Source organism: Burkholderia sp. BCC1988 (assembly GCF_905339895.1).
Classification (GTDB): Bacteria; Pseudomonadota; Gammaproteobacteria; order Burkholderiales; family Burkholderiaceae; genus Burkholderia.
This window is the reverse complement of sequence record NZ_CAJPHA010000036.1, coordinates 35,161-60,005: the sequence shown is the minus strand read 5'-3', so window position 1 is coordinate 60,005 and position 24,845 is coordinate 35,161. Positions and strand designations below refer to the sequence as shown.

The 24,845-nt window shown below is 68.6% G+C and carries 27 protein-coding genes and 1 tRNA gene; 18 read left to right on the top strand and 10 right to left on the bottom strand.

Features of this window, described 5'->3' with window-relative positions:
* The 3 genes from U4012_RS33750 to metF all read left to right on the top strand — a co-directional run.
* The coding region (locus U4012_RS33750; protein WP_321804079.1) for an adenosylhomocysteinase at positions 1-295 on the top strand (295 nt) is incomplete at its 5' end.
* Positions 296-477: 182 nt separating this feature from the next.
* The gene (locus tag U4012_RS33745; protein ID WP_006477367.1) at positions 478-831 is read left to right on the top strand and encodes a phage holin family protein; all 354 of its coding nucleotides are present in this window, start codon (positions 478-480) and stop codon (positions 829-831) included.
* 24 nt (positions 832-855) lie between these two features.
* Positions 856-1,686: a methylenetetrahydrofolate reductase [NAD(P)H] gene (gene metF, locus U4012_RS33740; protein ID WP_044846364.1), complete on the top strand. Its 831-nt coding sequence runs from the start codon at positions 856-858 to the stop codon at positions 1,684-1,686.
* 98 nt (positions 1,687-1,784) lie between these two features.
* Here the strand turns inward: metF and U4012_RS33735 are convergent, their stop codons facing one another.
* Positions 1,785-3,263 carry an amidase gene (locus U4012_RS33735; protein WP_321804087.1) on the bottom strand — a complete coding sequence of 493 codons (1,479 nt, stop codon included), beginning with the start codon at positions 3,261-3,263 and terminating at the stop codon, positions 1,785-1,787.
* An 81-nt stretch (positions 3,264-3,344) separates the two neighbouring features.
* Positions 3,345-4,037 carry a dienelactone hydrolase family protein gene (locus U4012_RS33730; protein ID WP_321804077.1) on the bottom strand — a complete coding sequence of 231 codons (693 nt, stop codon included), beginning with the start codon at positions 4,035-4,037 and terminating at the stop codon, positions 3,345-3,347.
* 269 nt (positions 4,038-4,306) lie between these two features.
* Between U4012_RS33730 and U4012_RS33725 the strand changes: the two genes are divergently transcribed.
* Together U4012_RS33725 and U4012_RS33720 are read left to right on the top strand one after the other, a co-directional pair.
* Entirely contained in the window at positions 4,307-5,386 is a 1,080-nt protein-coding gene (locus U4012_RS33725) for an NAD(P)H-dependent flavin oxidoreductase (RefSeq protein ID WP_321804075.1), read from the top strand.
* Positions 5,387-5,825: 439 nt separating this feature from the next.
* Positions 5,826-6,968 carry a branched-chain amino acid ABC transporter substrate-binding protein gene (locus U4012_RS33720; protein WP_044846361.1) on the top strand — a complete coding sequence of 381 codons (1,143 nt, stop codon included), beginning with the start codon at positions 5,826-5,828 and terminating at the stop codon, positions 6,966-6,968.
* Positions 6,969-7,051: 83 nt separating this feature from the next.
* Here the strand turns inward: U4012_RS33720 and U4012_RS33715 are convergent, their stop codons facing one another.
* A complete protein-coding gene (locus U4012_RS33715) occupies positions 7,052-8,266 on the bottom strand; it encodes an MFS transporter (protein ID WP_321804072.1) in 1,215 nt (404 codons plus the stop codon).
* A gap of 20 nt (positions 8,267-8,286) precedes the next feature.
* Here U4012_RS33715 and U4012_RS33710 point away from each other — a divergent pair, with 20 nt between their 5' ends.
* The 4 genes from U4012_RS33710 (at position 8,287) to U4012_RS33695 (ending at position 11,242) form a co-directional block, all read left to right on the top strand.
* Positions 8,287-8,544, top strand: a complete 258-nt coding sequence (locus U4012_RS33710) for a hypothetical protein (protein WP_321804070.1) — start codon at positions 8,287-8,289, stop codon at positions 8,542-8,544.
* Positions 8,541-9,200 (top strand): HugZ family protein, encoded by a 660-nt coding sequence (locus U4012_RS33705; protein WP_321804068.1) that lies wholly within the window; start codon positions 8,541-8,543, stop codon positions 9,198-9,200. Before U4012_RS33710 ends, U4012_RS33705 begins: the two co-directional genes overlap by 4 nt.
* A 353-nt stretch (positions 9,201-9,553) precedes the next feature.
* Positions 9,554-9,847 carry an H-NS family nucleoid-associated regulatory protein gene (locus tag U4012_RS33700; protein ID WP_096508184.1) on the top strand — a complete coding sequence of 98 codons (294 nt, stop codon included), beginning with the start codon at positions 9,554-9,556 and terminating at the stop codon, positions 9,845-9,847.
* A 237-nt stretch (positions 9,848-10,084) separates the two neighbouring features.
* Entirely contained in the window at positions 10,085-11,242 is a 1,158-nt protein-coding gene (locus U4012_RS33695; RefSeq protein ID WP_321804066.1) for a cation diffusion facilitator family transporter, read from the top strand.
* A gap of 27 nt (positions 11,243-11,269) precedes the next feature.
* Here U4012_RS33695 and U4012_RS33690 read toward each other — a convergent pair whose 3' ends face one another.
* The 3 genes from U4012_RS33690 to U4012_RS33680 form a co-directional block, all read right to left on the bottom strand.
* Complete coding sequence (locus U4012_RS33690; RefSeq protein WP_006477376.1) at positions 11,270-11,740, bottom strand: Lrp/AsnC family transcriptional regulator; 471 nt, start codon at positions 11,738-11,740, stop codon at positions 11,270-11,272.
* Positions 11,741-11,819: 79 nt separating this feature from the next.
* Positions 11,820-12,479, bottom strand: coding sequence for an exonuclease (locus U4012_RS33685; protein WP_044846355.1), 660 nt, complete (start codon positions 12,477-12,479; stop codon positions 11,820-11,822).
* On the bottom strand, positions 12,476-13,120 hold the full coding sequence (locus U4012_RS33680; protein ID WP_321804063.1) for an MBL fold metallo-hydrolase: 645 nt from the start codon (positions 13,118-13,120) through the stop codon (positions 12,476-12,478). Before U4012_RS33680 ends, U4012_RS33685 begins: the two co-directional genes overlap by 4 nt.
* A 661-nt stretch (positions 13,121-13,781) precedes the next feature.
* Between U4012_RS33680 and U4012_RS33675 the strand changes: the two genes are divergently transcribed.
* Complete coding sequence (locus U4012_RS33675; protein WP_044846353.1) at positions 13,782-14,393, top strand: septal ring lytic transglycosylase RlpA family protein; 612 nt, start codon at positions 13,782-13,784, stop codon at positions 14,391-14,393.
* Between the two features lie 95 nt (positions 14,394-14,488).
* Here U4012_RS33675 and rsmI read toward each other — a convergent pair whose 3' ends face one another.
* A complete protein-coding gene (rsmI, locus tag U4012_RS33670; RefSeq protein ID WP_044846352.1) occupies positions 14,489-15,367 on the bottom strand; it encodes a 16S rRNA (cytidine(1402)-2'-O)-methyltransferase in 879 nt (292 codons plus the stop codon).
* A 46-nt stretch (positions 15,368-15,413) separates the two neighbouring features.
* Here rsmI and U4012_RS33665 point away from each other — a divergent pair, with 46 nt between their 5' ends.
* From U4012_RS33665 to U4012_RS33645, 5 genes are all read left to right on the top strand, one after another.
* Positions 15,414-15,842, top strand: coding sequence for a YraN family protein (locus tag U4012_RS33665; RefSeq protein ID WP_124486891.1), 429 nt, complete (start codon positions 15,414-15,416; stop codon positions 15,840-15,842).
* A 127-nt stretch (positions 15,843-15,969) separates the two neighbouring features.
* Complete coding sequence (locus U4012_RS33660; RefSeq protein ID WP_124520491.1) at positions 15,970-16,554, top strand: SIS domain-containing protein; 585 nt, start codon at positions 15,970-15,972, stop codon at positions 16,552-16,554.
* A gap of 17 nt (positions 16,555-16,571) precedes the next feature.
* Complete coding sequence (locus tag U4012_RS33655; RefSeq protein ID WP_044846349.1) at positions 16,572-17,369, top strand: BON domain-containing protein; 798 nt, start codon at positions 16,572-16,574, stop codon at positions 17,367-17,369.
* Positions 17,366-17,725, top strand: a complete 360-nt coding sequence (locus U4012_RS33650; protein WP_044846348.1) for a c-type cytochrome — start codon at positions 17,366-17,368, stop codon at positions 17,723-17,725. Before U4012_RS33655 ends, U4012_RS33650 begins: the two co-directional genes overlap by 4 nt.
* Before the next feature lie 65 nt (positions 17,726-17,790).
* Positions 17,791-17,866: transfer RNA gene (locus tag U4012_RS33645), tRNA-Ala, on the top strand.
* A gap of 69 nt (positions 17,867-17,935) precedes the next feature.
* Here the strand turns inward: U4012_RS33645 and U4012_RS33640 are convergent.
* The 3 genes from U4012_RS33640 to U4012_RS33630 all read right to left on the bottom strand — a co-directional run bounded on the left by U4012_RS33640 (position 17,936) and on the right by U4012_RS33630 (position 21,955).
* A complete protein-coding gene (locus tag U4012_RS33640; protein ID WP_321804058.1) occupies positions 17,936-19,333 on the bottom strand; it encodes an enolase C-terminal domain-like protein in 1,398 nt (465 codons plus the stop codon).
* A gap of 62 nt (positions 19,334-19,395) precedes the next feature.
* A complete protein-coding gene (locus U4012_RS33635) occupies positions 19,396-20,736 on the bottom strand; it encodes an MFS transporter (RefSeq protein ID WP_124489222.1) in 1,341 nt (446 codons plus the stop codon).
* Positions 20,737-20,980: 244 nt separating this feature from the next.
* Complete coding sequence (locus U4012_RS33630) at positions 20,981-21,955, bottom strand: LysR substrate-binding domain-containing protein (protein ID WP_321804055.1); 975 nt, start codon at positions 21,953-21,955, stop codon at positions 20,981-20,983.
* A 38-nt stretch (positions 21,956-21,993) separates the two neighbouring features.
* Between U4012_RS33630 and U4012_RS33625 the strand changes: the two genes are divergently transcribed.
* From U4012_RS33625 to U4012_RS33615, 3 genes are all read left to right on the top strand, one after another.
* Positions 21,994-22,725, top strand: a complete 732-nt coding sequence (locus U4012_RS33625) for a glutathione S-transferase (protein WP_321804053.1) — start codon at positions 21,994-21,996, stop codon at positions 22,723-22,725.
* A 127-nt stretch (positions 22,726-22,852) separates the two neighbouring features.
* Positions 22,853-23,479: a DUF2239 family protein gene (locus tag U4012_RS33620; protein ID WP_321804051.1), complete on the top strand. Its 627-nt coding sequence runs from the start codon at positions 22,853-22,855 to the stop codon at positions 23,477-23,479.
* Between the two features lie 16 nt (positions 23,480-23,495).
* On the top strand, positions 23,496-24,833 hold the full coding sequence (locus U4012_RS33615) for a carotenoid oxygenase family protein (protein ID WP_321804049.1): 1,338 nt from the start codon (positions 23,496-23,498) through the stop codon (positions 24,831-24,833).
* Positions 24,834-24,845: the final 12 nt, after the last annotated feature.

The window sequence follows — 24,845 nt, the reverse complement described above, 5'->3', positions numbered from 1 at the left end:
TGTGATCCTGCTGGCCGAAGGCCGCCTCGTGAACCTCGGCTGCGCGACCGGCCACCCGTCGTTCGTGATGTCGAACTCGTTCGCGAACCAGACGCTCGCGCAGATCGAGTTGTTCGTGCGCGGCAACGAGTACGAGAACAAGGTGTACGTGCTGCCGAAGCACCTCGACGAAAAGGTCGCGCGCCTGCACCTCGCGCGCATCGGCGCGAACCTGTCCGTGCTGTCGGACGAGCAGGCTGCGTACATCGGCGTGCAGAAGGACGGCCCGTTCAAGCCGAACCACTACCGCTACTGATGCGCCGCCGCCGCCGTGCCGCGTGCGTCCCGCATCGGGCGGGCGCGGTACGGCGGCACGGTGCCGGATCGCCGGCCGTCGCGTCATGTCCGCCGCTGCACGGGCACGCGCGGCGGCCGGCGGCGGTCACCGAGCATTGACCGACCAGATCGACCAGATCGACCACCGAACCGGAGCCCTCCATGAGCGTCATCCTCACCTGGGTCATCAACGCCCTCGCGCTGCTGATCATCACGTACCTCGTGCCGTCGATCCACATCAAGAGCTTCGGCACCGCACTGATCATCGCGGTCGTGCTCGGCCTGATCAACACGGTGATCCGGCCGGTGCTGATCCTGCTGACGCTGCCCGTCACGATCGTCACGCTCGGGGTGTTCATCCTCGTCGTGAACGCGCTGTGCTTCTGGTTCGCGTCGTCGCTGCTGAAAGGGTTCGAGGTGTCGGGTTTCTGGTCGGCGTTCTTCGGTTCGATCCTGTACAGCATCGTGTCGTGGCTGCTGTCCGCGCTGATCTTCGGGCAGCGCGACATCGGCTGACGGCCGGGCCCACTCTTGCGAATCATGAAACCGATCGAACTCTCGTTTGAATTCTTCCCGCCGAAGACGGCGGAGGGCGTCGAGAAGCTGCGCGCGACGCGTGCGCAGCTGCTGCCGCTGAAGCCGAAATTCGTCTCCGTGACGTTCGGCGCCGGCGGCTCGACGCAGCAGGGCACGCTCGATACCGTGCTCGACATGCAGAAGGACGGCCTCGAGGCCGCGCCGCACCTGTCGTGCATCGGCTCGTCGCGCGACAACCTGCGCGCGATCCTCGACCAGTACCGCTCGCACGGCATCCGGCATATCGTCGCGCTGCGCGGCGACCTGCCGTCGGGGATGGGCGCGGTCGGCGAGCTGCGTTATGCGTCCGAGCTCGTCAGCTTCATCCGCGCCGAGCATGGCGACTGGTTCCACATCGAAGTCGCCGGCTATCCGGAATACCACCCGCAATCGCGCTCGCCGAAGGCCGATCTCGAGAACTTCGCGCGCAAGGTGAAAGCCGGCGCGAATTCCGCGATCACGCAATACTTCTTCAACGCGGACGCGTATTTCCGCTTCGTCGAGGATGCGCGCAAGCTGGGGGTGGACGTGCCGATCGTGCCGGGCATCATGCCGATCACGAACTTCTCGCAGCTGATGCGCTTCTCGGAAATGTGCGGCGCGGAAGTGCCGCGCTGGGTCGCGCGCCGGCTCGAGAGCTTCGGCGACGATCGCGACGCGATCCGTGCGTTCGGCGCGGACGTCGTCACGAGCCTGTGCCAGCGCCTGATCGACGCGGGCGTGCCGGGCCTGCACTTCTATACGCTGAACGCGGCGGCCGCGACGCGGACGATCTGCGAACGGCTCTCCATGTAAGCGTCATCACGCGCTTGCATGCGTCGAAAGCCCCGCCGGCAAAACCGGCTGGGCTTTTTTTTCGCTGCCGGTCGGCCGGTCCGCCCGCCGCGCCGGCGTCAGCGCTGCGCCTGCATCAGCGGCGGCCGCCGGTCGAACCACGGCCGCGCCTGTTCGAGCTGGCGCGCGAGTTTCAGCAGCAACGCATCGTCGGCGTGGCGCGCGACGAACTGCACGCCGATCGGCAGCCCGCGCGCGTTCCACCAGAGCGGCACCGACATCGCCGGCTGGCCCGTCAGGTTGAACAGCTCGGTGCAGCCCGCCCACGCGAACGCCTTCTCCGACGCCTTCGCGAGCATCTCGCGCAGCAGCGGCTTCACCGGCAGCGCGCCGAGCAGCTTCATCTGCGCGGCTTCGAGCGGCGTCGGCTGCAGCTCGCCGATCTTGACCGGCGGCCCCGCGAGCGTCGCGCACAGGATCGCGTCGTAGCGCGACACGAGGCCCGCGACCTGCACGGTGAGCTGGCGTTGCCATTCGAGCACGTCCGGCAGGCGCGCGCGGGCGACGCGCCTGCCGACGACGGCCATCGCCCACGTCGCCGGCTCGAACTCCGCGCGCTTCGGCGTGCGCCCGGTCAGCGCGCGCGCACCCAGCACCAGCTCTTCGGCGATCGTCGCCCACAGCGTGAGAAAGGTTTCGGCCGCGCGCGCGTAGTCGATGTGCAGCGTCGCCGGTTCGACGTGATGGCCGAGCGATTCGACCAGCGCGGCCGCGTCGTCGAGCGCCGCGCGCGTGTCGCCGGCGAGCGCCGGCGCGAGCATCGGGTCGACGACGAGGCCGATCCGCAGCGGGCCGGGCGGCGCGTCGAGCGCGCCCAGAAAGGTGCCGGGCGCGCCGGGCGGCAGCGTCTGGCCGGTCGTTACGTCGAGCAGCAGCGCACTGTCGCGCACGCTGCGCGACACCGCATGCTGGACGACCAGCTCGCCGTTCGAAGGCAGGTCGACCAGCACCGGATTGCGGCTCGGCTTCAGGCCGAACAGCCCGCAGCACGACGCGGGGATCCGGATCGAGCCGCCGCCGTCGGACGCATGCGCGAGCGGCACGATGCCGGCCGCGACGCCCGCGGCCGCGCCGCCGCTCGAGCCGCCGGGCGTGTGATCGATGTCCCACGGATTGCGGCACGCGCCGAACAGCTCGGGTTCGGTGTACGGCATCTGGCCGATTTCCGACGTGTTGGTCTTGCCGAATACGTTGAGCCCTGCCGCGCGGCTGCGCGCGATCAGCGGCGAATCGTCGGCGGGGGCGAAGTAGCGGTAGTGCCGGCTGCCCATCGACAGCGGCAGCCCGGCGACCGCCGCGCCCAGATCCTTGACGAGATACGGGACGCCCGCGAACGGCGCGTCGGTGCCGGTGTCGCCGGCCTGCTCGGCCCGCTTGCGCGCGGCGTCGTAGTCCTGCAGCACGATCGCGTTGATCGCGCCGTTCACCGCTTCGGCCTGGCCGATCGCGGCGTCGAGCAGTTCGCGCGGGCTCGCCTTGCGTTCGCGCACGAGCGTGGCGAGGCCGATCGCGTCATGCGCGAGATAGTCCGAGTGCATCGCGGTCACCCCCGTTGTGACTCGTGGCGATGAAAGGAGGATAACGCGGGCCCGGCGCGCCGGACCCGCCGCCGGCGGCCTTTACAGGTGTTCGGCGAGGAACGTCAGCGTGCGGCCGTGCGCGAGCGCCGCGGCGCGCTGGTTGTACGACGCGCGGTCGGTGCAGTTGAAGCCGTGTTCGGCGCCCGGGTACAGGTGGAACGACGCGTTGTCGCGGCCCGCGAACGCGGCCTTCACCTGCTCGACGGCGGCGAGCGGGATCGCGTGGTCGTTCTCCGCGTAGTGGAACAGGATCGGCTGCGTGATCTTGCCCGCGAGGTCGAGCGCATTCTGGATGCCGCCGCCGTAATAGGCGACCGCCGTATCGACCTTGCCGGCCGCGGCCGCGCGGTACGCGAGCTGGCCGCCGAAGCAGTAGCCGATCGCGGCGACCTTGCCGGCGACTTCGGGGCGCGCGCGCAACGCGTCGGCGGCCGCGCCGATGTCCGCGACCGCGAGGCCCACGTCGGTCTTCTTCATCAGCTCGATGCCCTTGTCGCGATCGGCGCCTTCGTAGGTCAGTTCGACGCGCGGCTGCGTGCGCCAGAACACGTCCGGCGCGAGCGCGACGAAGCCGTCGGCCGCGTACTGGTCGGCGACCGCGCGAATGTGCGCGTTCACGCCGAAGATTTCCTGGATGATGATGACGGCGGGGCCCTTGCCGCGCTTGGGCAGCGCGAGATAGCCGCCGAAGCTGTCGTTACCGGTCGGGATGTCGATCCATTGGGCTGTCACGTTTGAACTCCTGGCGAACGGGCGCGCGACATGCGCGCCGCGGATGGAAATGGAGGCGGCCCAGTGTGCCACCAATCCCCGGACGCTGCAGCGCGCGCAAGCGGCGCGCCGGCCGGGTATGCGCGGCTCGAACCCGCGTGCCGAACCCGCTTCTCGCGCAGCGATCGTTTCGATCTCGATTATTCATTTTTCGGCGGCGGGCGGCTTCGATAGAGTCGAAGTGTCGCCTTTACAAAGCGCTTTCGCGCATCGCCCCCGAAGGATTCGCCATGCCAGCCCGTACATTTTCCACCCCGTTTTCCGAACGCTTCGGCCTGCGCCTGCCGCTCGTGCAGGCGCCGATGGTCGGCGCGACCACGGCCGCGATGGTCGCGGCCGCGTCCAACGCCGGCGCGCTCGGCAGTCTCGGCGCCGGCGCGTTCGAGCCGGACCGTCTCGCGACCGAAGTCGCCGCGATTCGCGCGGCGACGTCGCGTCCGTTCGCCGTGAACCTGTTCGTGTTGCCCGACGCCGCGCCCGACGCGGCGACCGTCGCTCGCGCGCTCGCCGCGATCGATCCGTTGAACGCGACGCTCGGGCTGCCGCCGGGTAGCGCGCCCGCGCGTTACGCACCCGACTTCCGCGCGCAGCTCGACGCGCTCGTCGCGCTGCGCGTGCCGGTCGCGAGTTTCACGTTCGGCGTGCTCGACGCGGCCGACGTCGCGCGCCTGAAGGCCGCCGGCACTTACGTGATCGGCACCGCGACGCACGTCGCCGAGGGGCTCGCGTGGCGGGCGGCCGGCGCCGACGCGCTGTCCGCGCAGGGCGCCGAAGCCGGCGGCCATCGCGGTACCTTCATCGGCCCGGCCGACGATGCGCTGATCGGCACGCTCGCGCTGGTGCCGCAGCTCGTCGATGCGACCGGGCTGCCCGTGCTCGCCGCGGGCGGCATCATGGACGGCCGCGGGATCGCCGCCGCGCTTGCGCTCGGCGCGCAGGGCGCGCAGCTCGGCACCGCCTTCCTGACGTGTGCGGAAAGCGCGATCGCGGCGGACTGGAAGGCGCGGCTGCTCGCGAGCGCCGATACGTCGACGCAGGTCACGCGGGCGATCACCGGCCGCCATGCGCGTGGCTTGCGCAATGCGCTGATGATGCGGCTCGGCGAGCGCGTGGCCGACGCCGCGCCGTATCCGGTGCAGAACGCGCTGACCCAGCCGCTGCGCCAGGCCGCCGCGCGCGCGAATGACGGCGACTACCTGTCGCTGTGGGCCGGGCAGGGCGCGCCGCTCGCCAGGCGGCGCGACGCCGCGCTGACGACGTCGCAGCTCGTCGACGCGCTCGACGCCGAATGGCGCGCGGTGCCTGCGTAAACGATTCGACGGCCGCCGGAGCGGCTCGCGTCGGCACACGAAACGCGCGCGTTGTCACGCGCGTTTCATTCAATGATCCCGCGCACAAAATACCGAATCGAAATGACACGGGAATGCTTTAAATCAACCTTTCGCCAGGCCGCGTGGAACTAGCGGAAACCCTTATCCGGCGGGGCTTGCAGCGACATTCGAGCAGTCATTCCAAAGCGCCCGTATCGGTAGTGTTACCACTACCCCAAAAAAGTCCCACAAATTAATTTGATCACCTACACTTGCGCGCAAGTACGGGCGGGCGGCTGCTAAAAGCGGTTGCTTCCCACGTGCTTGAGGCCAAGTGCATGAACGATGCAACCGGCGAATCGTCCAGTGAATGCAAACACAGGGATGGCAGCGGGGCACCGGGCGATGGCGTTTATTGGGACCGAAACTGGAGACTTACATGAATATCAAGATGCAAAAGCTGTTGCCTATCACCGCAGCGGCGATGCTGTGCGTTGCAGCGGCAAGCAACGCGGCCGCCGATCAAGTCGTCAAGATCGGCCACGTCGCGCCCTTGACGGGCGGTATTGCACACCTGGGCAAGGACAACGAAAACGGTGCACGTCTCGCAGTCGAGGAGATCAACGCCAAGGGTCTCACGATCGGCGGCCAGAAAATCACGCTGCAACTCGACGCGCAGGATGACGCGGCCGACCCGCGCCAGGCCACGCAGGTTGCGCAGAAGCTCGTCGACGACAAGGTCGTCGCGGTGGTCGGCCACCTGAACTCGGGCACGTCGATCCCGGCCTCGAAGATCTACAGCGATTCGGGCATCGTGCAGATCTCGCCGTCGGCGACCAACCCGGCTTACACGCAGCAAGGCTTCAAGACCACGTATCGCGTGGTGGCGACCGATGCGCAGCAAGGCCCGGCACTCGCGAACTACGCGCACTCGAAGGGCATCAAGAGTGTCGCGGTGGTCGACGATTCGACCGCCTACGGCCAGGGTCTCGCGAACGAATTCGAGAAGAAGGCGAAGGCGCTCGGCCTGAAGGTGATGTCGCACGACGCGACCAACGACAAGGCGGTCGACTTCCGCGCGATTCTGACCAAGATCAAGGGCGAGAATCCGGACGCGATCATGTACGGCGGCATGGACGCCACCGGCGGCCCGTTCGCGAAACAGGCGAAGCAGCTCGGCCTGCGCGCGAAGATCCTCGCGGGCGACGGCGTGTGCACGGAGAAGCTGGCCGACCTGGCCGGCGACGCGACCGACAACGTCGTGTGCTCGGAAGCCGGTGCTTCGCTCGAGAAGATGGCGGGCGGCGCGGCGTTCAAGGCGAAGTACGAGAAGCGCTTCGGCCAGCCGATCCAGATCTACGCACCGTTCACGTACGACGCCGTGTACATCATCGTCGATGCGATGAAGCGCTCGAACTCGACGGATCCGGCGAAGATTCTCGCTGCGATGCCGGCGACGAACTACTCGGGCGTGATCGGCACGACGACCTTCGACTCGAAGGGCGACCTGCAGCACGGCGTGATCTCGCTGTACAACTACAAGAGCGGCAAGAAGACGCTGCTCGACGAAGTGAAGATGTAAGCTGAACAGCGGTCGACAGAAGGGGTGAAAGCGCGCCTGCGGCAACGCAGGCGCGCTTTCTTTTTGGCGCGCCCGCCGCGCGGTCAGATCTTCAGGTGTGCGAGGACCTTCGGTGCGACGGCCGCGACGAGCGCTGCGCACAGCGCGACGACCGCCAGCCCGATGGTCAGGTTCGCCGTCTGCGCGACCGCGCCGATCACGACCGGACCGAACAGCAGTCCGAAATACGCGAGCCCGGCCACGTGCGCGAGGCCTTCGGCCGCGTGGATGCCTTTCACGCGCGCGGCGGCGGCGAACAGCACGGGCATCATGTTCGCGAGGCCGAGACCCATCAGCGTGAAGCCCGTCAGCACGGCGATCGGGTTCGGCAGCAGCAGTGCGCCGATCATCCCTGCGCACGCGAGCGACGCGCTCGCGAACACGAGCTGCGGCGCGCCGAAGCGCGCGCGCACCGCGTCGCCGGCGAAACGCGCGAGCGCCATCCCGCCGGAGAACGCCGCATACGCGGCGCTCGCGAGCGCGGGGCTCGCCGCGACGACGTCGCGCATGTAGACGGTCGCCCAGTCGTACATCGCGCCTTCGGCGATCAGTGCGATCAGCGCGATGCCGCCGAGCATCCACAGCGCGGGCGAGCGCCAGCGATTGCCGCCGCCGTGCGCGTGTTCGTGATGCGGCACGTGCGGCAGCACGGACGGGCTCGCGGCGAGCAGCACCGCGGCGCTGACGGCCGCCGCGAGCGCGAGATGCACGGCCGGCGCCATGCCGGCCGACAGCAGCGCGCCGCCGGCCGCCGCCCCCGACATCCCGCCGATGCTGAACATCCCGTGCAGCGACGACATGATCGGCTTGCCGAGCGCGATCTCGACCGCGCTCGCCTCGGCATTCATCGCGACGTCGAGCGTCGCCATCGAGAAGCCGAACAGCGCGAGCACGACGAGCAGCATCCAGTAATCGGGGACCACGAGGATCAGCGCCGCGCAGGCGGACATCACGAGCCCGCCCGCAAGGCACGCGGTGCGCGAGCCGACGCGCGCGATCCAGCGCGCGATCGTCAGCATCGCGGCGATCGAGCCGCCCGCGACCGCGAACAGCGCGATCGACAGCAGCCCCGGGCTCAACGCGAACTTGTCGCGCACGGTCGGCACGTGCACGCCCCACGACGCGTACATCATGCCGGCGACGAAGAACAGCGCCATCGTGGCCGTGCGTGCGCGCTGGCGGACCGGCAACGCCAGCACGCGATGCGCGTCGGGCGGCGCGGAAAAGTCGGACGAGGATCGGGAGGAGGATTCGGACACGGAACGCTCTTGGATGGACGATGCGCGGGCGCGTCGCGCCCGTCGGATTCGTCCGATTCTATCGAACCGTTTACGGTCTTGCCGGCGCGCTGGCCGTGCCGCCGGTCGTGATCGGCGCGCACTTCGCTTTCACGCGGCGCGTCGGCCATCCGGCCGATGCCCGGCAAGCCGCCGCCGCGGGTAACATCGATGCGCAGGCGGCGTGCCCGACGCGTTTCGGCGCGGCCCGCCTTCGCCACCCTTGCCATCAGGCCTTCCGAACGCAGGAGTCACCGTGAACATCGATCCTGTCCTTGCCCTGCACCTGCTGCATCGCTGCGCGCTCGGCACGCTCGCGACCCACGCGCGCGACCCGCAAGGCTTTCCCTATCCGACGGTCGTGCCGTTCGCACCCGATGCGAATCATCGGCCCGTGATTCTCGTGAGCGGCCTCGCCGAGCACACACGCAACCTCGCCGCCGATCCGCGCGCGGGCTTCCTGGTCGTCGACGCGCCGGACGGCGACGTGCTGAACGCCGAGCGCGCGACGCTGCTCGGCCGCTTCGTGCCGCTCGGCGACGCGCCGCATGTCGCCGCGCGCTACCTGCGCTACGAACCCGACGCCGCGCGCTATCTCGCGCTCGGCGATTTCACGTTCTGGGCGCTCGAGATCGAGCGGCTGCGCTATATCGGCGGATTCGGCCGGATGGGCTGGGTGGACGGCACCGGCCTCGATGCGCTGCCGCCGCTCGGGTTCGACGACGAACGGGCGCTGTGGGACGCATACGACTCGAGCGCTGCGCGCCGCGCCGGGCTCGACCTGCTCGGCGTCGACCGCCACGGCGCCGACTGGCGCTGCGACGGCCGCCGTGTGCGCACGCCGTTCGACCCGGTGCCCGGCGATGCCGGCGCGCTGCGCGAGCGGTTGATGGCCTGCGCGCGGGATGTGACGTGAGGCCGCGGATTCAGCTTTGTCTGTTTAGCGTCACGCGCCGTACGATTTTCGCAAACATGTCGCCGGATGAAAGCTTTGATTTTTCCGAATGCGGGTAATTGCGTATGTTGATAGACCTATTTCCGGATCGGTAATGTCCTAATCTCTATGCAAGCGCGTAAAAATTTGAGAAAAGGCCGTGGCCGGTCAAAATGACATGCGTGAATTACAATTGGTCTCGGGATTTTCGTGAATCCTGCTTCTATCAAATCTTTTTTGTGCTAATCTCTGCCTTCAAAATCCGAGGCACAAATATTTCATGAATGGTGAGCCGGCAGCAGATCGGCGCCATTGGTCATATCGAAAGGGAAACTATGTCTTCTTACAAGGACCTGCTGGCCCAGCGGGAGAAGCTGGAGAAGCAAATCGAAGAAGCGAAGTCGCGCGAATACGCCGAAGTGCTGAATGACGTGAAGCAGAAAATTGCCGACTACGGCTTTTCGCTCGCCGAACTCGGCCTCAGCCGCGCGAAGGCAGGCAAGGTCGGTCGTCCGCGCGCAGGCGTGGCAGCGAAGTACCGCGATCCGGAAACGGGCGCGACGTGGTCGGGCCGTGGTAAGCCGCCGCGCTGGATCGCCGGCAAGGACCGCGAACAGTTCTCGATTTAAACGATCGTTTAAATCATTGCCTGAAAAGAGCCGCGTATCCGTGCAGGAGCGCGGCTTTTTTGTATCGTGGGATCGGAATGTATGCGTTCTGTCATGAAAATGTCAGAAACGGCGCGTGAATGAAAATGCGACCCGTTCGCATAAGCGGTTGATTTAAATGGAAAATTTGGGGTTATCGGAATGCCCCGCGAGGGTCGTTTGGTAGAATTACGTATCCCAACCGATATCTCGTATTTCATGTCCACGTTTTCCGACGACGCACAAAGCGCAGATAAGCACGCGGTCGCGCGCAAGAGCACCCTCGTCAGTATCGTGCTGAATGTGGTGCTTGCGACGTTTCAGATCGTCGTCGGCGTGGTTGCGCATTCGCAGGCATTGATTGCCGATGGTATCCATTCGATTTCCGATTTGATCTCGGATTTTGTCGTACTGGTTGCGAATCGCCATAGTGGCGCATCGCCGGATGCCGATCACAATTACGGACACAGCCGCTACGAGACCGTCGCGTCGCTGTTTCTCGGCGCGATCCTGATCGCGGTCGGCATCGGCATGCTCTGGCGCGCCGGCAACCGTCTCGTGAATCTCGAAAACATCCCGGCCGTCCATTTTTCCGCGCTGGTCGTCGCGCTCACGGTGCTCGTGTCGAAAGAGGCGCTGTTCCGCTACATGCTGCGCGAGGCGCGGCGCGTGCGTTCGGCGATGCTCGTCGCGAACGCATGGCATGCGCGCTCGGATGCCGCATCGTCGCTCGTCGTCGCGATCGGCATCGTCGGCAGTCTCGCCGGCGTGCGGCTGCTCGACCCGATCGCCGCCGCGATCGTCGGCTTCATGGTCGCGCGCATGGGCTGGACGTTCGGCTATGACGCGCTGCAGGACCTGTCGGATCGCGCACTCGACACCACCGACACGGCCGAGATCCGCGCGCTGCTCGCCGCGACGCCGGGCGTGCGCGACGTGCACGACCTGCGCACGCGCAAGATGGGCGATGCGGCGCTCGTCGACGCGCACATCCTCGTCGATCCGATGATCTCCGTCTCCGAAGGGCATTACATCGCGGAAACCGCACGAGCGCGCGTGCTGCGCGACCCGCGCGTGCTCGACGCGCTGATCCACGTCGACCCCGAGAACGATGTGGCGCGCCGTCCGGCGCTCGCGCTGCCGCCGCGCGCCGAGATCGCGGCGCGGCTCGAGGCCGCGCTCGCGCAGCGCGGGCTGCATCCGGCCGCGATCAACCTGCACTACCTGAGTACGGGGCTCGAGATCGACGTGACGCTCGACGCCGGCGCGGGCGATACCGACGCGGCGCTGGCCGGCCGGCTCGATGTCGACGCGCTGAAGCGCCAGTTCGGCGCGCGCCGGATCGGCTTCACGCGCGGGCTGCCGGCGCAGGCGTGAGCGGCGCCCGCGACCGCGGGCCGCGCGTTACAGCGGCAGTTGCGTGTCGAACTTGATTTCGCGCAGCACGACGCTCGTGCGCACCTGCGACACGGCCGGGATCTTGAAGATCCGTTCGTGCAGGAAGACGTCGTAGGCCTTGATGTCGGGGGCGACGATCTTGAGGATGTAATCGGCTTCGCCCGTCGTGCTGTAGCACTCGGTGACTTCCGGGCAGGTCGCGATCTCGCGCTCGAACTGTTCGACGCCGCCTTCGTTGTGGCGGGTCAGGTGCACGTGCGCGAGCGCACAGACGTGCAGGCCGAGCTTCTCGCGATCGAGCAGCGCGGTGTAGCGCTGGATCACGCCGGACTGTTCCATGTCCTTGATGCGGCGCCAGCACGGCGTACTCGACAGGCCGACCTGGTCGGAGATTTCCTGCACGGAACGGCGCGCGTCGAGCTGCAACAGGCGAAGGATTTTTTGCGAAAAGGAATCGAGCGTCACCTGCGCCTCCATGCGGCAGCTACAACACGCTGAATGTTAGAGGCCCGGGAAAGGAAAGGCAATCTGGCGGCGCGCCGTTGAGCGAGATTCGCTAATTTGCCCGCGGATCCGTTGGGTTTTGTCCCGCTCCCGCCTGTTCCGACCGGTCGGTGTCGGCCACCGCGAGGCCCGCGAGCGCGGCTTGCTGGCGGCGCAGGTCGGCGAGCATGTTGCAGAACAGCGCGCCTTGCTCGATCGCGTCGTCGAGCGCGACGTGCGTGTGCGGATGATCGTCGAACCAGTGCTTCGGAAAGCGCGGCTTGATCGCCTTGCGGTACGGCAGGCCCGTCATCGCGAACGCGAGCGTCTTGATGTCGAGCGCCGACCACGAGAACGGGCAGCGTCCGGCGAAGTGCATCATGTACCAGAACATGAACGTGAAATCGAAGCCGGCCGGCATCGCGACGAACACCGGCTTGCCGGGCAGCGCCTCGACCCATTCGACGTACGCGACGAGCGCGGCCGCCGGCGCCTGCAGGTCGCGCCGGCACGCGGCCCACGCTTGCGGCTCCGTCTTCCACCACGCTTCCTGCACCGGATGGGCCTGCGCGCCGGGCAGCGTCTCGAGGTTCGCGGAGAACGTCGCGATCAGCTGCTTGTCCTCCGTATAGGCGGCCGACGCGAAGCTCAGCATCGAGTGCGGGCCGGGAATCGGCCCGTCGGCCTCGACGTCGGTGCTGACGTAGATTTCGGGGATGGCGGTCTGGTTCATCCGAACACCTTGTCGGACACGAACGGATTCGTGCGGCGCTCGTCGCCGAAGGTCGACACCGGGCCGTGGCCCGGCACGAACGTGACGTCGTCGCCGAGCGGCCACAGCTTCTCCTTGATCGAGCGCACGAGGTCCGCGTGGTTGCCGCGCGGGAAATCGGTGCGGCCGATCGAGCCGGCGAACAGCACGTCGCCGACGATCGCGACGCGATGCGCGCGGCTGAAGAACACGACGTGGCCGGGCGTGTGGCCGGGGCAGTGATAGACCTCGAGCGTCTCGTCGCCGAACTGCACGGTGTCGCCGTCGTTCAGCCAGTGGTCCGGCTCGAACGTTTCGGCGGCCGGGAAGCCGAAGCGCTGGCTCTGCATCGGCAGTTGCTCGATCCAGAAGCGCTCGTCTTCCTGCGGTCCCACGATCGGCACGCCGTAGTGCGTCGCGAGTGCCTTCGCGCCCGCGCAGTGATCGACGTGGCCGTGCGTGAGCAGCACCTTCTCGACCCGCACGTTCTGCCGCGCGATCTCCTGTTCGATCCGTTCGAGATCGCCGCCCGGATCGACGACGGCGGCGCGGCGGGTCTTTTCGCAGACGAGCAGCGAGCAGTTCTGCTGGAACGGCGTGACCGGAATGAGCGTGACTTTCATGGAGGCACCGCGGCGGTAAAAGGAGCGATTGTACCGGTCGCGCGCGCGGCATGCCGGCCCTGCGGTGCGGTGTCGGACGCCGCTCGTGCGGGCAATCCCGGAGCATCCCGATTGTTACAGCCATAGCGAGAATCAATGGTCCGGACGGGGGCCTTTTCGAGACAGGCTTTTGGTTTATGTATAATGCGCCCCATTGCGCGTGAATTTCACGCAATTCGCTGGTGTTTCGACCCCGTTAAACGGGGTGTCGGATTCACCGTCAAGCATCGACCGCCGGGGAGTCCGGCGGTGTATCCAGCACCGAGCATTCGGTGCTCACGTCTTGTCCGGCCGGGTGCTGCGCGCCCGTCTGCGGCCCTGCTGCCGCGCCGCCGGATGAGGCCTGTGCCGCCGTTCCTGTGCGTTGGCTGTACGCGACGCGCGCGAACCTGAAAGCCATGTTCGATGGCGGCATGTGGGGTCTGGTCAGGCTGCCGGGGACAGGTTGCGCCAGACGTGAAAACTAATCAGGACGGTTGCGGCAGAGACGAAAGCCGCGCCCATGCTAGCCGCCTGCTCGCGTAGCCGAGCGGGGCGTGCACGCATTTGCCGTCCGGGCCGCATATCTGCGTTGTTGAGCAGCGTTGTATCGGTGCGGCCCGAACCAGAAGGCGACACGTCGATGAATTTTCGATTTCCGACTCGATTCGGGACCATTGCTTTATTTTTTGCGCTGACGGGCTGTGCGGTGCCACCCAGCCAGACCACCGGCAGCGACAACCAGAAGAACGCGGCCAACAAGACGGCCGCGGCCGCGAAAGCGGATGACGACAAGCAGCAACTGAATTTCGATTCCGCGCTGGCATCGATGCCGGCTGCCGACAGCAAGGACGCGAAGAAGTCGTCGCTGGCGGACGCCGAGCCGATCGACGGCAAGGATGTGTCCGACTTCCGCCAGACGGGCCGGGCATCGTGGTACGGCCGGGATTTCCACGGCCGCCGCACCGCGAACGGCGAGCGCTTCAACATGAACGCGCTGACCGCCGCGCATCGTACGCTGCCGCTGTCGTCGTACATCAGGGTGACGAACGCGTCGACCGGCAAGTGGGTCGTCGTGAAGGTCAACGATCGCGGTCCGTACAAGCGCGGCCGCGTGCTCGACCTGTCGTATGCCGCTGCCCGGATGATCGGCCTCGTGCACGCCGGCACGGGCCGCGTGAAGATCGAAGGGCTGTCGCCGCAGGAAGCGCGCGAGGCACGCGACGAAATGTTGGCGTCGGTCTCGGCGAGGTAACGCGGCGGTTCGTCCGCCTACGCAAAAGGGCTGCCTTCGGGCAGCCCTTTTGCATTTCCGCGTGCCGGGAGGCAGAGGCCGTCCGTGCTCGCGCGTCAGCCTTCCTTCAGCACCAGCGCGCGCGCGTACAGCGCGTTGCGCGACGCGCCCGTCAGCGCGGCCGCGAGCTTCGCCGCGCTCTTCACCGGCACTTCTTCCAGCAGCAGCTTGAGCAGCGCGTCGTGCGCGGTGTCGTCGGCTTCGCCGCCGTCGGCCGGCGCGCCTTCCACGACCAGCACGAACTCGCCGCGCTGCCGGTTCGCATCGCCATCGAGCCAGCTCTGTCCTTCGGCCAGGGTGCCCTGGAACAGCTGCTCGTGTAGCTTGGTGAGCTCACGCGCAATCAGCAGCCGGCGCGCGGGGCCGAACACGTCGGCGAGGGCGGCGACGGTGTCCGCGATCCGGTGCGGCGCTTCGTAGAAGACCAGCGCGTACGGGTGCTGCACGAGCGCCTGCAGCGCGCTCGCACGCTGCTTCGCCTTCGGCGGCAGGAAGCCCGCGAACGTGAACGTGCCGGCCCAGTCGCCCGCCACGCTCAGCGCGGTCACGGCCGCGCTCGCGCCCGGCAGCGGAATCACCGCGAAGCCGGCCGCGCGCACGGCGTCGACGAGCCGCGCGCCCGGGTCCGAAATGCCGGGCGTGCCGGCGTCCGACACGTACGCGACGCGTTCGCCGGCGCGCAGCAGCTCGATCACGCGCAGCGCGGCTTCGCGTTCGTTGTGCTCGTGCACGGCGACGAGCGGCTTCGAGATGCCGTAGCGGGCCAGCAGCTGGCCCGTGTTGCGCGTGTCTTCGGCCGCGATGCGGTCGGCGAGGCCGAGCACGTGCAGCGCGCGCAGCGTGATGTCGGCGGTGTTGCCGATCGGCGTCGCGACCACGTAGAGCGCGGCGTCCGGGTAGTGCTGTGTTTGCGCGAGTTCGAGGAGGGCAGTCATGGCAGGCAATGCGCGCAATCGCGGCGCAAGCGGAACAAGGACGGCATTGTGCCACGCGGCGCCGGCCGCGCCGGGCGGCGAGCGCGGTTTGCCGCGCGGCGGCGGCAATTTTTCCGGCACGACGCGATCCAGGTCGGTCGGCGCGACGTTCGAGCAGCGCGCGCGGCAGTTCCTGGAGCGCCGCGGTCTCGCGTTCGTCGCGGCGAACGTGACGATGCGCGGCGGCGAACTCGACCTCGTGATGCGCACGCCCGACGGCACGCTCGTGTTCGTCGAGGTGCGCGCGCGGCGCAGCACGCGGCACGGCGGCGCGGCCGCGAGCATCGGCTGGCGCAAGCGGCGGCGTCTGGTCGCGGCCGCGCTTCATTTCTGGGTACGGCATGGCGCGGGGGCCGCGTGCCGTTTCGACGTCGTCGCGTTCGAGGCCGGCCGGCTCGAGTGGCTGCGCGATGCATTTCGTGCCGACGATGCGTAGCCGCGAGCTGTGACGAGATGTAAAGAGTTCTCGTCATACCCCCGGAGAGGGTGCCGGAGTGCGGTAAACTCGCCGCACCCATGACGTTGCGCGCGGTGTGCCCACGCGCCCAGTTCACCAGGAATCGATGTCAGTCGAACGTATTCAGCAACATTTCCGTGACAGCGCCGCGCTACACGCCGAAGCGGCCGACGCGCTGTCGCTGCCGATCGCAGCCGCGGTCGATGCGATGTTCGCCGCGCTGGCGAACGGCAACAAGATCGTCGCGTGCGGCGACGGCCCATCGGCCGCTGCCGCGCACTACCTCGCCGTGTCGCTCGTCGGCGGCTTCGAGCGCGAGCGCCCGGGCCTGCCCGCGATCGCGCTGGCCACCGATGCGTCGCAGGGCGGCCTCATGGGGGCATCCGCCGTCGACCAGCTGTTCGCGCAACAGGTGCGCGTGCTCGGGCAGACCGGCGACATCCTGCTGGTGCTCGACGCGAGCGGCGCGTCGCCGCGCGTGCTGGCCGCGATCGACGAGGCACACGAGCGCGAGATGACCGTCGTCGCGCTGACGGGTGGCGACGGCCAAGCCGTCGCGGCCGCGCTGTCCGATACCGATATTCCGATCAGCGTGCCCGCCTCGCGCGCGGCGCGCGTCCATGAAGTCCATCTGCTGACCATCCACTGCCTGTGCGACGGCATCGACGCGATGCTGCTGGGTGAGGATTGAACGAAGGAGAGCCGTCGATGAACCAAAGCCGCGTCAAACAGACGCTCGTCAGAACCACGTTGCTCGCCGCGCTGACGGCGGGCCTCGCGATGTCGCTGCAGGGTTGCGTGCTCGGCGTGCTGGGTGCGGCGGCCGGCGGCGGCGCGCTGATCGCGACCGATCGCCGCACGCTCGGCGCGCAGACCGAGGATCGCGAGATCCAGGTCAAGTCGCTCACGCAGATCAACAACGGGCTGCCGGACCAGTCGCACGTGAACGTGACGGTGTTCAACCGCCGCGTGCTGCTGACGGGCGAAGTGCCGAACGACGCATCGAAGCAGCGCGCCGAGGAAATCGTGCGCGGCATCAACAACGTGAACGGCATCGTCAACGAGCTGTCGGTCGAGCCGGCATCGTCGCTGTCGTCGCGCGCGAACGACTCGTATCTCGAAGGACGCGTGAAGTCCGAGTTCATCGCGACGAAGGGGCTGTCGGCGAACTACTACAAGGTCGTCAGCGAGCGCGGCAACATCTACCTGCTGGGTCTCGTGACGGTCGACGAAGGCAATCGCGGCGCGGATGCGGCGAGCCAGGTGCCGGGCGTCGAGAAGGTCGTGAAGGTGTTCCAGTACATCCAGCCGCAGGACGCGCAGGCATTGCAGGCCGCGTCGCCGAGCGGGGCATCCGGCGCGCAGCCCGCCGCCGCGCCCGCGGATGCCGCGACGGTCGGTGCCGTGCCCGATGCGTCGGTCCAGTCCACGCCGCTGCAACCGCCGGCGCCGATCTCGAATTCGTCGAGCGTGCATCCGGGTAACCCGAAGGCCACGCCGCAATGAAGTCGACGCAGATGAAGTTGAAGCAATGGATGGTGCAGGGCGCCGCGGCGGCCGCGCTCGCGGCCGGCGCGCTCGGCACGGCGCATGCGGACGTCGGCGACGGCCTGAAGGTCGCGCGCGGCAATGCCTGCATGGGCTGCCACGCAGTGGACCGCAAGCTCGTCGGTCCGTCGTTCAAGGACATCGCCGCGCGCTACAAGTCCGATCCGCAGGCCGTCGCGAAGCTGTCGAAGAAGGTGAAGGACGGCGGCTCCGGCGTGTGGGGCGCGATTCCGATGCCGGCACACCCGCGCATGAGCGACGCGGATCTGCGCGCCGTGGTCGAATGGGTGCTGGCCGGCGCGCCGTCGAAGTGACGCGTCGGGGTGACGGAACCCCTATTGCCAAGCGCGGAAATGCATGTGTATGATGGTCGTCTGTTGGGGCGGTAGCTCAGCTGGGAGAGCGTCGCGTTCGCAATGCGAAGGTCGGGAGTTCGATCCTCCTCCGCTCCACCAACGGATTCCGAAGGGCCCGGTCGCAAGACCGGGCCCTTTTGTTTTTCCGCGTGTCCCGCTCCGCCGCCGTCACCCCCGCCCGAAACTCGGCCGCTTCGGATCGTACGTCCAGCCCGGCACCAGATACCGCATCGCCATCGCATCGTCGCGCGCCGTGCCGCCGACCTCGCGATACAGCGCATGCGCGGCCTCGACCTGCGCCATGTCGAGCTCGATCCCGAGCCCCGGCCGCTCCGGCACGGCCACCTGGCCGCCGACGATCTCGAGCGGCTCGCGCGTGAGCCGCGCGTCGCCTTCCTGCCAGATCCAGTGCGTGTCGATCGCGGTGATCGTGCCGGGCGCCGCCGCGGCCGCTTGCGTGAACATCGCCAGCGACACGTCGAAGTGGTTGTTCGAGTGCGAACCCCACGTGAGCCCCCAGTCGCGGCACAGCTGCGCGAGCCGCACCGAGCCCTGCATCGTCCAGAAGTGCGGATCGGCGAGCGGGATGTCGACCGCCTGCAGCCGCACCGCATGATCCATCTGCCGCCAGTCGGTCGCGATCATGTTGGTCGCGGTCGGAATGCCGGTCGCGCGCCGGAACTCGGCCATCACCTCGCGGCCCGAATAACCGGCTTCCGGCCCGCACGGATCCTCCGCGTACGCGAGCAGATGACCTTGCCCGCGACACAGCGCGACCGCTTCGTCGAGCGACCACGCGCCGTTCGGGTCGAGCGTCGCGCGCGCGTCGGGAAAGCGCGCCTTGATCGCCGCGATCGCTTCCATCTCGTCCGCGCCGGCCATCACGCCGCCCTTCAGCTTGAAATCGGCGAAGCCGTAGCGCTCGACCGCGGCCTCGGCCTGCTGCGCGATCGCGGCCGGCGTGAGCGCGGCTTCGTTGCGCAGCCGGAACCACGGATCGGCGGCGTGCGTCTCGTCGCGATACGGCAGGTCGGTGCGGCGCCGCTCGCCGATGTAGAACAGGTACGCGAGCATCGGCACCGCGTCGCGCTGCTGGCCTTCGCCGAGCAGCGCCGCGACCGGCACGTCGAGATGCTGGCCGAGCAGGTCGAGCAGCGCGGCCTCGATCGCGGTGATCACGTTGTCGAGCCGCAGGTTGATCTCGTGCGGCTGGCGCAGCACGGCCGCCTCGCCGGCCGACGTCACTTCGTGCCGGATCGTCCGGCCGGCCGTCGCACCGGCGCCGGACAACGCCGCGCGCACCGCGTTGAGCGTCGCCTGGTAACGCCCGATCGACTGGCCGACCACGAGGCCGGTCATCCGCTCGAGCGCCTGGCGGATGCCTTCGCCGCCGGGCACTTCGCCGACGCCCGTGTGGCCGCTGCTGTCGTCGAGGATCACGAGGTTGCGCGTGAAATACGGCGCGTGCGCGCCGCACAGGTTCAGCAGCATGCTGTCGCGGCCGGCGACGGGGATCACCTGCATGCGCGTGACGCGCGGCGTGCCGGCACGGCGGGATTCGGACATCGGTTCGCTCCTGGTTCCGGTGATGCACGGGCCGCCGGACCCGCCGGCGCGGCCCGCGCCGTTCAGTTCAGCTCGACGCGGCGGATCTCGCCGACGACGAACAGGTAGCAGATCACGGCGACCAGCGCGTGCGCGACGACGTACACCAGCGCGCCGTTGAACGAGCCGCTGCGGTCGACGATATAGCCGATCGCGATCGGCGTGGTGATGCTGGAAAGATTGCCGCACGTGTTGAGCAGCGCGCCGCTCAGGCCGGCGATCTGGCGCGGCGCGGTGTCGGCGTTGACGGCCCAGCCGAGCGCGCCGAGCCCCTTGCCGAAGAACGACAGCGCCATGAACAGCACGACCAGCACGTGCGAATCGGTGTAGTTGCAGACGATCATCGACATCGACAGCAGCATGCCGATCACGATCGGCACCTTGCGCGCGACCGACAACGACTGGCCCTGCTTGAGCAGCGCGTCGGACACGATGCCGCCGAGAATCCCGCCGAGGAAGCCGCACACGGCGGGGATCGACGCGACGAGCCCCGCGTTGAGGATCGACATCCCGCGCGCCTGCACGAGATAGACGGGGAACCACGTGATGAAGAAGTAGGTGAGCGCGTTGATGCAGTACTGCGCGACGTACACGCCGACGAGCATCCGGTTCCTCAGCAGCGCCTTCACGTGACGCATCGACGGCCCGCCGTCGCGCGCGCCGGTCGCCTGGTCGATGTTGACGAGCGCGCCGCCTTCGGCGAGGTAGTCGAGCTCCGCATCGTTGATACGCGGGTGCGCCTTCGGGTCGTACATCGTGCGGTTCCACACCAGCACGAACGCGAAGCCGAGCACGCCCATCACCGCGAACACCGACTGCCAGCCGTACGCGTGCACGAGCCAGCCCATCAGCGGCGCGAACACGACGGTCGCCGCGTACTGCGCGGCATTGAAGATCGCCGACGCGGTGCCGCGCTCCGCGGCCGGGAACCAGGTGGACACGATCCGGCTGTTGGCCGGGAACGACGGCGCCTCGGCCGCGCCGACCAGGAAGCGCAATCCGAACAGCAGCGCGAACGCGGCCGCCCCGCCGAAGAAGCCGATGCCGCCCTGCAGCAGCGTGAACAGCGACCAGAAGAAGATGCTGAACGCATAGACGATGCGCGACCCGAAGCGGTCGAGCAGCCAGCCGCCCGGCAGTTGCGCGATCACGTACGACCAGCCGAACGCCGAGAAGATGAAGCCCATCTGCACGTGGCTCAGGTGCAGCGCGCGGGCCAGCGCCGGGCCCGCGATCGCGATCGCCGCGCGATCCGCGTAGTTGATCGTCGTGACCGCGAACAGCACGGTCAGCACGAGCCAGCGCACGCGGGTGCGCCGGGCCGTTGCCGACGCGGACGCCGGCAATGCGTGAAGCGGATTCATCAGTGTCTCCTCCGAAGGGCGGAAGGTGCCGTCGTGCGGCTGCGCGTCGGGTGCGCGCGTTTTTCGTGGCGGTGTTGCCGGCCTGAAGCCGGACGTTGGACGCCGATGCCTGGGGCACGGCGTCCGGATCATTCTGTCACGGCGAAATATGCGCTTTCATGCCAATTACTGACTTGATCGATTCAGGAATTGAATCGATTGGAGGCGGGCGCGAATTGTGGGCGCGAATCGCCGGAAGGCCCGCTCACGCGTGCGCGTCGTCCGGGGCGGCGCCATGGTGGGCCGCGACGTGTTCCGCGAGAAACTCGACCGCGGCGCGCACGCCAGGCAACTGGCCGCGCCGGTGCGGCATCAGCAGTGTGGTCGTGACGGTGCCGGCCCGCCAGCCGGGCAGCACGCGCACGAGCGCGCCCGACGCGAGCGCGGCGCCCGCGATCCAGTCGGGCAGGCATGCGATCCCGAGGCCGGCCGTCGCGGCCTGCAGCAGCAGCGTCGACTCGTCCGCCTGCATCCGGATGCGCGGGGCGACGTCGACGGTGTCGCCGGCGCGCTGCAGCCGCCATGGCTGAGGACCCGGATGAAGCCCGTCGTGCCGCGCGAGGTCGGTCGGCGCGTCCGGTGTGCCGGCACGCGCGAGATACGCCGGCGACGCGACGGCGACGATCGGCGACGTGGCCAGCGGCCGTTGCACGAGTGCGGAATCGGGGAGCGGCGCGAAATGACTGCGGACCGCGATGTCGAAGCCTTCCTGCGCGATGTCGACGAGCCGGTCGCTCGCGTGAATCTGCAGCAGCAGCTTCGGGTGCGCGATCGCCAGCGCCGGCAGGCATGGCGCGAGGATGTGCTGCGCCACCGGCACCGAACTCGTGATCCGCACGACGCCGGCCGGTTCGGCCGCCTGCCGCAGCACGGCGTCGCGCGCACTTTCGGCCTCGATCACCGCCGCGCGCGCATGCTCGAAGAATTCGGCGCCGACCGGCGTCAGCCGGAAGCTGCGCGACGTGCGATGCACGAGCCGCGCGCCGAGCGTGCGCTCGAGCTCGGCCACGCGCTTGCTGACCGTCGATTTCGGCAGGTCGAGCCGACGTGCGGCCGCCGACATGCTGCCCGCGTCGACCGCCTGTACGAAGAGGTAGAGATCGTTCAGATTCACTGTCAGCGTCCACCAGGAGAAACGACGGGTTTCGATTCTAGCGGCTACTGCGCGATCGTTCGTCATGGGAGCATGATTGCTCGATCAACTTCTGCGAAATCCCCATGTCTCCGATCCTTCTCTACGGCATTCCCGCCGGTTGCTCGTTCGGCTCGATCGTCGCGCTCGAATGGGCAGGCCGGCCTTACCGGCTGTCGCGCATCACGATGCCGGGCCTCGTGACGAGCGACGCGTTCCTCGCGCTGAACCCCGCCGCCGAGACGCCGGCGTTCGTGACCGCGAACGGCGACGTGCTGACCGAAAGCGTCGCGATCCTCGGCCATGTCGGCGCACAGGCGCTCGACAGCGGCCTCGCGTTCCGCCAGGGCAGCGCGGATTTCGACCGTCTGAACCGCATGCTCGCGTGGTTGAACACGACGTTCTTCAGCGCGTTCGGCGCGCTCTGGTACGTGTACGAACACGGCGCCGAAGGCGCCGAGAAAACCGTGCTGCAGGCATACGGTCGCGGCAAGGTGCTGAAGGCGCACCGTCACCTCGAAGCGCTGCTCGAGCGCGGCGACGGTCCGTGGCTGCTCGGCGCGCAACGCACGCTGGCCGACGCGTATTTCGCGGGAATCGCCCGCTGGGCCGACTATCACGCGGTGTTCGAGCAGGATGCGTTTCCGCGCGTCGCCGCGCTGCGCGCACGGCTTGCCGACGACGCCGGCGTGCAGTTCGCTCACGCGATCGAGGAAAACCGGCCGCTACCGGCGTCGTCGGCCTTCGAAGGGCATGTGTCGCTCGACGATGCGCTCGCCAGCGCGCGCGTGACCGCGATGCCGGCAGCGACGCCCTGAAGACCGGACAGCGCGCTCACCCGACGCGCGCACGGCGTCGGCAAATTTTTACCCGGGTGATATTGACATTCAATTTATACCCGGATAAAAATAGCGTCATTCCGATTTCTGCCCACGGGCGACCACGATGACGCTCTCCACACTTCTCCCTTCCTACACGGCGTTCGACGGCCACCGGCGCGTCGCGTCGGGCCCGCTCGCGGCGGTGGCGGTCGCGGTCCGGCAGGCGGCCGGCGACGCCATGTCCGGCACGATCGTGATCTTCGACGACGCGACCGGCCGCTCGATCGACCTCGACCTGCGCGGCACGGCGGACGATATCCGCGCGCGTTACGCGGCAGCGCCGGGCGATGCATCCGCGCCCGCCGCGGAGGGAGGCGGGGCGGGCGAACAACGCGGCCGCGGCCGTCCGAAGCTCGGCGTCGTCTCGCGCGAGGTCACGTTGCTGCCGCGTCACTGGGAGTGGCTCGCCGCGCAGCCGGGCGGCGCGTCCGTCGCGCTGCGCAAGCTCGTCGAGGACGCGCGGCGCACGCATGCGGCGGCCGACCGGCGCCGCGACGCGCAGGCGCGCGCCTATCACTTCATGTCCGCGATCGCGGGCAACTTGCCCGGTTTCGAGGAGGCCGCGCGCGCGCTGTATGCGAACGACCTGGCGCGGCTGGCCGAGTGGGTCGCCGGCTGGCCGGACGACGTGCGCGACCATGCGCTCGCACTGGCGCGCGGCGATCTGCCGCCGTCGACCGAAGACTGCTGAAGGAGCACACGACGCGATGACGACGTTCGATCTGAACCACGGCGCGATCGCGCCGGTCGCCGACGAAGCCGACCTCGTCGACCTGCGCGTGACCGGCACGATCCCGCGCGAACTCGACGGCACGCTGCTGCGCAACGGCCCGAATCCGCCGGGCGGCCGTTTCGAAGGCAACGACGTGCTGTCGTGGTGGCCGGAAGCGGCGATGCTGCACGCGATCGCGTTCGAACGCGGCCGCGCCGCGGGTTACCGGAACCGCTGGGCCCGCACGCGCCGCTGGGCCGATGTTCACGCGCCGGAGCAGGCGCCGCATCTGCCCGACACGAATCCGAACGTGAACGTGCTGCAGCACGCGGGCGAATTGCTCGCGCTGGCCGAAGGCGGCGCGCCGCTCGCGATCACGGCCGCGCTCGACACGCTCGGTGCGCCCGCGCGGCACGCGGCGTTCGGCGGCGCGATGACCGCGCATCCGAAGGTCGATCCGGTGACCGGCGAACTGATCCTGTTTCGCGCGGACTGGCGCGCGCCGTGGCTGCGCTACGGTGTCGCGGACGCGCAGGGCGTGCAGCGCGTCGACCTCGCGGTCGACGTGCGCGCGCCGTCGATGATGCACGACCTCGCGATCACCGAGACCCGCAGCCTGCTGCTCGACCTGAACGTGGGTTACGACTTCGCGATGCTGAAGCACGGGCACCGGATGCCGCTGCGCTGGCACGACGACCGCGACGCGCGGATCGGCGTGATGCCGCGCCACGGCGGCGACGTGCGCTGGTTCGGGATCGAGCCGTGCTTCGTCCAGCACGTGGTGAACGCGTACGACTGCGATGCGTCGTGCATCGTGCTCGATGCGGTGCGCTATCCGTGGTTCCTGCGGCTCGACGCGCGCACCGGCCGGTTCGCCGACAACCCGGTCGGCGAACTGTGGCGCTACGTGATCGATACCGCGAACGGGCTGGTCGACGAGGGGCCGCTCGCCGATGGCGGCATCGAGCTGCCGCGCATCAACGAAAGCCGGACCGGGCGCCGCTACCGTTACCTGTATGCGGCCGAGCAGCCGAACCACACCGAGATGCGCGGCGTGATGCGCTTCGATCACATGCGCGGCACGACGACGCGTTACGCGGTGCCGGCCGGCGACCAGAACGGCGAGCCGGTGTTCGTGCCGCGCCCGGGCGGCACCGACGAGGACGACGGCTGGCTGCTGGTGGTGGTCTACCGCGCGGCGACGGATACGAGCGACGTCGTGATCCTCGATGCGCGCGCGATCGACGCGGCGCCGGTCGCGACCGTGCACCTGCCGCGCCGCGTGCCGGCCGGGTTCCACGGCGCGTGGGTGCCGAGCGAGCGCCGCGCGTGAGCGGCCGCGCGC

Bases quoted from the DNA above. Each gene is read 5' to 3' on its own strand.
- U4012_RS33710 (WP_321804070.1), top strand. From the start codon at position 8,287: ATGCGCGGGCGCGTCGCGCCCGTCGGATTCGTCCGATTCTATCGAACC.
- U4012_RS33640 (WP_321804058.1), bottom strand. From the start codon at position 19,333: ATGTCCGAATCCCGCCGTGCCGGCACGCCGCGCGTCACGCGCATGCAG.
- U4012_RS33675 (WP_044846353.1), top strand. From the start codon at position 13,782: ATGAATTTTCGATTTCCGACTCGATTCGGGACCATTGCTTTATTTTTT.
- U4012_RS33695 (WP_321804066.1), top strand. From the start codon at position 10,085: ATGTCCACGTTTTCCGACGACGCACAAAGCGCAGATAAGCACGCGGTC.
- U4012_RS33625 (WP_321804053.1), top strand. From the start codon at position 21,994: ATGTCTCCGATCCTTCTCTACGGCATTCCCGCCGGTTGCTCGTTCGGC.
- U4012_RS33690 (WP_006477376.1), bottom strand. From the start codon at position 11,740: ATGGAGGCGCAGGTGACGCTCGATTCCTTTTCGCAAAAAATCCTTCGC.
- U4012_RS33700 (WP_096508184.1), top strand. From the start codon at position 9,554: ATGTCTTCTTACAAGGACCTGCTGGCCCAGCGGGAGAAGCTGGAGAAG.
- U4012_RS33725 (WP_321804075.1), top strand. From the start codon at position 4,307: ATGCCAGCCCGTACATTTTCCACCCCGTTTTCCGAACGCTTCGGCCTG.
- U4012_RS33685 (WP_044846355.1), bottom strand. From the start codon at position 12,479: ATGAACCAGACCGCCATCCCCGAAATCTACGTCAGCACCGACGTCGAG.
- U4012_RS33650 (WP_044846348.1), top strand. From the start codon at position 17,366: ATGAAGTCGACGCAGATGAAGTTGAAGCAATGGATGGTGCAGGGCGCC.
- U4012_RS33615 (WP_321804049.1), top strand. From the start codon at position 23,496: ATGACGACGTTCGATCTGAACCACGGCGCGATCGCGCCGGTCGCCGAC.
- metF (WP_044846364.1), top strand. From the start codon at position 856: ATGAAACCGATCGAACTCTCGTTTGAATTCTTCCCGCCGAAGACGGCG.
- U4012_RS33660 (WP_124520491.1), top strand. From the start codon at position 15,970: ATGTCAGTCGAACGTATTCAGCAACATTTCCGTGACAGCGCCGCGCTA.
- U4012_RS33745 (WP_006477367.1), top strand. From the start codon at position 478: ATGAGCGTCATCCTCACCTGGGTCATCAACGCCCTCGCGCTGCTGATC.
- U4012_RS33620 (WP_321804051.1), top strand. From the start codon at position 22,853: ATGACGCTCTCCACACTTCTCCCTTCCTACACGGCGTTCGACGGCCAC.
- U4012_RS33720 (WP_044846361.1), top strand. From the start codon at position 5,826: ATGAATATCAAGATGCAAAAGCTGTTGCCTATCACCGCAGCGGCGATG.
- U4012_RS33735 (WP_321804087.1), bottom strand. From the start codon at position 3,263: ATGCACTCGGACTATCTCGCGCATGACGCGATCGGCCTCGCCACGCTC.
- U4012_RS33680 (WP_321804063.1), bottom strand. From the start codon at position 13,120: ATGAAAGTCACGCTCATTCCGGTCACGCCGTTCCAGCAGAACTGCTCG.
- rsmI (WP_044846352.1), bottom strand. From the start codon at position 15,367: ATGACTGCCCTCCTCGAACTCGCGCAAACACAGCACTACCCGGACGCC.
- U4012_RS33655 (WP_044846349.1), top strand. From the start codon at position 16,572: ATGAACCAAAGCCGCGTCAAACAGACGCTCGTCAGAACCACGTTGCTC.
- U4012_RS33635 (WP_124489222.1), bottom strand. From the start codon at position 20,736: ATGAATCCGCTTCACGCATTGCCGGCGTCCGCGTCGGCAACGGCCCGG.
- U4012_RS33630 (WP_321804055.1), bottom strand. From the start codon at position 21,955: ATGACGAACGATCGCGCAGTAGCCGCTAGAATCGAAACCCGTCGTTTC.